Annotated in this window: 3 protein-coding genes; 1 reads left to right on the forward strand and 2 read right to left on the reverse strand. The window is 36.2% G+C overall.

Translation table 11 applies throughout. From position 1 onward, the window contains the following. A partial coding sequence (locus ACEN31_RS11070; RefSeq protein WP_407109447.1) for a LysM peptidoglycan-binding domain-containing protein occupies positions 1-1,010 on the reverse strand: 1,010 nt, incomplete at its 3' end. A gap of 571 nt (positions 1,011-1,581) precedes the next feature. After that, positions 1,582-3,222: a phosphoenolpyruvate carboxykinase (ATP) gene (locus tag ACEN31_RS11075; RefSeq protein WP_407109448.1), complete on the reverse strand. Its 1,641-nt coding sequence runs from the start codon at positions 3,220-3,222 to the stop codon at positions 1,582-1,584. Positions 3,223-3,566: 344 nt separating this feature from the next. Here ACEN31_RS11075 and ACEN31_RS11080 point away from each other — a divergent pair, with 344 nt between their 5' ends. Further along, positions 3,567-3,767, forward strand: coding sequence for a cold-shock protein (locus ACEN31_RS11080; RefSeq protein WP_138405099.1), 201 nt, complete (start codon positions 3,567-3,569; stop codon positions 3,765-3,767). Positions 3,768-3,943: the final 176 nt, after the last annotated feature.

The following is a 3,943-nucleotide window of genomic DNA, read 5'->3' on the forward strand; positions in this document are numbered from 1 at the left end:
ATTTGTAGGTTGTTGTTATTTAATTCGTTCGCATCTTTAATCGCTTCGACAGTCGTTCCGAATTGTTGCGCGATTTTGTAAAGGTAATCTCCTGCTTGAACAGTGTAGTAAGTTTCAGACGGCGTTTCTTCATCGTCGTCATCTTCAGAACCGTCGGGGATAAGTAATACGTCCCCAATTTGTAGGTTGTTGTTAATTAATTCGTTCGCATCTTTAATCGCTTCGACAGTCGTTCCGAATTGTTGCGCGATTTTGTAAAGGTAATCTCCTGCTTGAACTGTGTAATAAGTTTCAGACGGCGTTTCTTCTTCGTCATCTTCCTCAGAACCGTCCGGGATAAGTAATACGTCCCCAATTTGTAGGTTATTGTTAGTTAAATCGTTCGCATCTTTAATCGCTTCGACAGTCGTTCCGAATTGTTGTGCGATTTTGTATAAGTAATCTCCTGCTTGAACTGTGTAGTAAGTCTCAGACGGCGTTTCTTCGTTACTATCGTCGTCATCTTCTTCAGCAGAATCAGAAGGTATGAATAAGACATCACCGATTTGAAGGTTATTACTTACAAGGTTATTAGCTTCTATTAAATCTTCAGTTGTGATTCCAAAGCGATTTGCAATTTTATATAAGTAATCTCCTGGTTTAACTACATAATAATGACCATTTTCCGAAGTAGGTTGAACGGTTTGTGTTTCGTCTACCGTAGTATCAATCTCTTCATTAGTCGTTTCGTCAGTGATTTCAGAAGAAGTCTCTTCTTCTGGAGTTTCCTCATTAGGAGATTGAACAATTAATTGATCTCCGATTTGTAAATCATTTGATGATAAATTATTCCATTCAATCAATTCATCTACTGTCACATCGTATTGAGGAGAAATATTATATAGATACTCCCCAGCTTCAACTGTATGAGTTGTTTGTTGAGCCTGAACATTCAGTGAGGCAACGCCTAATACTGCTACTACCGCCAATGCACTCATTGACGATGTTAAAATTTTTCTTTGTAATTCCATTTCTATTGCTCCTTTTCTTAAATTGTATTGTTACATAAATATTACGCAAACGTTACATTCATGTTAACTATAATACAGGATAATGTCAATAGATGACCTTGAAAACTCTTACATTTTTCTTAAACTTCTTAAATAATTCATAAATATTAACCGATCATAGGATTTTAGATGAATTTGAATGGGGAAAGAGGGGGCGGGATTCCAATTTCCCCTGTCACAGAATGACGCGTCCCGTTAGCTGTCTAATTTCCCGTGTCACTCCATGACCAGTCCTGTTAACCGTCTAATCTCCCATGTCACTCCATGACCTGTCCCGTTAACCGTCTAATTTCCCTTGTCACTAGATGACCAGTCCCGTTAACCGTCTAATTTCCCGTGTCACTCCATAACGTGTCCCGTTAACCGTCTAATTTCCTATGTCACCAAATGACCTGTCCCGTTAACCGTTTAATTTCCCTTGTCACCAAATGACCCGTCCCGTTAACCGTCCAATTTCCCTTGTCACTAGATGACAAGTCCCGTTAACAAAAAAATCCCCATTGCCATTTAATGACAATGGGGGATTCAAATCCTAGTCTAATGAATCAACTAACTCTTTTAGTGCTTGAGTAATTTCTTCAGGTAAGCTATCTTCGGGATTTTCTTTGTTGTAATTTTGAATGTAGTCTAATCGAACTTGCATTCTGGCTTTTAATAATTTTGTATATTCAGGATCATCGAATGGAATAGGGAACTTATCTAATGGAAGGTACTCGAAACTTTTGATTGGTCCAAAGTTTTCAAATTCACCTTTGCCTTCAACAATTGCTTCAATAACACCGAGGGAATCTTCAGGAGTTACTTTTTCACCAAGGAATTCACCTGTGTTAATGATGTAGGCATCTACGCCGTCTTCGAATAATGACTTAAATTTGTCAAAATCTTCTACTAATGGATATGCCCGGAATGGATTTGCGTAAGGTTCAATAACTAATTGGTCTAAACTATCTGTTGTATTCTCAGCACTTGTTCGTTTTGTAGCTAAAGTACAACCAAATGTTGATGCAAGTAGTGGATCCGTTATTTTAACTAAAGGTGGTAATGCGTCATCTTTCATAATCCAATAGATAGCATTGATTGGATCTTCAATCTTATCAACCCGGTTAGGTGTTGAATATCTGGATTTAACTGTACGGCCATTTCCATTTCGAATATCTTCTGTGACAAGCACACGTTCATTATGTTCATTTAATGTAACCCCAACGTTTTGAACAGTGACAAAATAATCTTGTTCCACATGTCCAGCAGGGTAGTCACTCGTTTTATCAAAGTATGATGGTTCTAAAGCTACAGATGAACCGTCTTCAGTACTAATAATAAACGCATCATCGTGAAGAACTTCTATTTCGTATTTGTCGTCGTGTTTGGCATGAGTTAAAGTAGATTTCCCTGAGCCAGACAGTCCAAAGAAAGAAGCGACATGATTTTCGATGTCTTTTGACTTAAATTTCTTCAAACCACCATGACAAGCCACATAGTTATTACGATGTGCTGATGCCCATGCCAGCGTTAGCGTTCCTTTTTTAATTTCACCAAAGTAGTTCATTCCTAAGATACAGGCAACATTTTGATTTGCATCAATATATGATAAGCCCAAAGGATAATCAGGATGAGACCAATCAGGATCATAGAAGATAAAAATATCATTCTCATCATATTCCTTAGAATCTTGATAGCGATTTGCATACGTATCATTTAATATTTGGAAGTTCATTAACCAAGAATACATATTATTACTTTCTTTTTCAGGCATTGTAATGTGAGCGCGCACCATAAAGTCTTCATCTAAACCAACAATACCCGTCGTTTTGATAAAGGGTCTAAAGCTCGCATCGTAAATTGCCTCACGAACAATAGGGAAGAGTTCTTTATCTTCCTTTGAATCTAAACCGACGATTCGTCGGGCTTGTGCTGTTCTACCAACTGTAGCACCATTATTTACAAGTAAAATATTTGCGTCTTGTGGCAAATCTAATTCCTCAGCATGTTTAACGGTAGCATCTAATACAATTGTTTGCGGTGCATTTTTGGCCAATTCATACGCTTCTTTGACAGAAGTAATTTCTCGTGTATTATTTGAATAAAAGGCAGTTTCAACAGTTGTCTTTAAAGAAGAGAAGTGCGGGTTTCTTTTGCGAATAGTTTCAGTCGAGTGATTCCTAATAGTTCCCATAATTACCAACCTTTCAAATTTTGTTTAAATAATATTGCTGACATAAAGAAACGTAAAACATTAGAACATTCCTATATAAATATATTATATCCCTGTTCAAGTCTTTTGTTAAGCGTTTTCACTTATTTCAGTCAGAAACACAGCTTAGAAACAGAATTATAAAAAGTTAAAACTATTTTGTTAAAAAGCTTTACATTTACTAGATCCAATGTTATAGTATTAATTGTAGTATTATTAGTTAACAAATTAATTGGCTTTTTATTCATTTTAGATTAAATCCAACAATTTTAAAACGATATATTGCAAATACAACGTGCATAGAGCACACATGGAGGAAATTTTTTATGAATACAGGTACAGTTAAATGGTTTAACGCAGACAAAGGTTTCGGATTTATCGAACGCGAAAATGGTGGAGATGTTTTTGCACATTTCTCAGCTATCCAAGGTGATGGGTTCAAAACTTTAGAAGAAGGACAACAAGTTTCTTTTGATATCGAAGAAGGACAACGTGGAGAGCAAGCGACTAACATCGTTAAACTATAATTCACATTAAAAATTCAGGGCAGCCTAGCAATAGGCTGCTTTTTTATTTTGGTTCTACAATAAATAGGGTTGATGACAAAAATTAAAATGTCATCAACCCTATCTTTGTGTCTTCTAAAAGACGCAGATATTCGTTATATTAAAAGTACCACCAAATAACATAAGGAGAATATCTA

Origin of the sequence: Ruoffia sp. FAM 26255, from assembly GCF_045528525.1 — a bacterium.
Taxonomy (GTDB): domain Bacteria; phylum Bacillota; class Bacilli; order Lactobacillales; family Aerococcaceae; genus Ruoffia; species Ruoffia tabacinasalis.

What these genes read in the sequence shown, in the direction of transcription:
- ACEN31_RS11075 (WP_407109448.1), bottom strand. Translation starts at nt 3,222, where the DNA reads ATGGGAACTATTAGGAATCACTCGACTGAAACTATTCGCAAAAGAAAC.
- ACEN31_RS11080 (WP_138405099.1), top strand. Translation starts at nt 3,567, where the DNA reads ATGAATACAGGTACAGTTAAATGGTTTAACGCAGACAAAGGTTTCGGA.